Here is a 957-nt window from a genome sequence, read left to right as displayed (position 1 = left end):
TTTATGATTATAGAAGGAATTTATAGAACATTAAACAGAAAAATGTTTCAGCTTTAAAATGCACCAAGAACCAGCGAAATCCGCCTGCTAGCTCTTACACAAAGCAGCTGCGAAGTTAGCTGGCGGCCGGTCGCAGCTTTTGCATCGGCCGTTGGCGGCGCTGCATGCGTTCGCCCGATAAAATGATTATTCTCATGAGTCTACGCGACGGGAAATAACACCAACGTTATAACGCGTAAACAACACAATTGCTGCACCAAGAAGTCTAATTTCAACAGGATGCAGAAGCGTCGATGCTGAAGTGTCAATTTTATGCAGAAGCATTGATTTTATGCTGAAGCATCGCGTCTATGCTGAAGCGTTGATGCTGAAGCGTCGATCCTGAAGCGTCGATGCCCTTGCCCGTACAGGCGGCCTGAGCATTACCCACAGGCGGCTGGACCATCCACCAGCCGCCTGTAGGTCCCCGTTCTTAGTGGTCTTGTCATCTGTCTTGTGCTGAGTTAGTTTATTTTGTGCTTTGGTAGCTATGCACAAATATTTCGGTACATGTGCGAAAAACTCATTTTATGGCTCCGAGTTCGTAAAATCACTTATCTAGGGCTTCGACGACTATCTTCCCCCGTGGACAGAGGAGCTGGAAAATGAGGGTGATCAGAGTGCGCTGGGACGAGAAATGGGAGGAGCGGTGGAAGCAGAGATTGGGGTGATGCGTCCCGGTGAAGAGACACCGATGGCCAGAGAAGTGGAGATGCAGCCGATGCCGCCGATGCCGGGAACTTCAGTCAGGGGCCTTCAACCGGAACCGGAAGTCATTGCTGAACCACGTTCGGAGGTTTGCAGCAGCTGAGCTTCTAAACAAAAGGCTAAGGAAATGTTTGGGTGGGTTTTTCTTTTTAGGAGCCGCAGGACCAGTTTGAGGCAAATCGTTTGAATTTGGAAGAAGAACAGGGGTTG

Annotated in this window: 1 protein-coding gene; it reads left to right on the top strand. The window is 49.2% G+C overall.

The window, feature by feature from the left end; genetic code table 11:
• The first annotated feature begins 676 nt into the window (after positions 1-676).
• Complete coding sequence (locus tag GY843_RS10945) at positions 677-850, top strand: hypothetical protein (RefSeq protein ID WP_297309462.1); 174 nt, start codon at positions 677-679, stop codon at positions 848-850.
• Positions 851-957: the final 107 nt, after the last annotated feature.

The organism is Neptuniibacter sp. (assembly GCF_024231755.1).
GTDB lineage: Bacteria > Pseudomonadota > Gammaproteobacteria > Pseudomonadales > Balneatricaceae > Neptuniibacter.
This window is presented reverse-complemented; position numbering and strand designations above follow the sequence as displayed.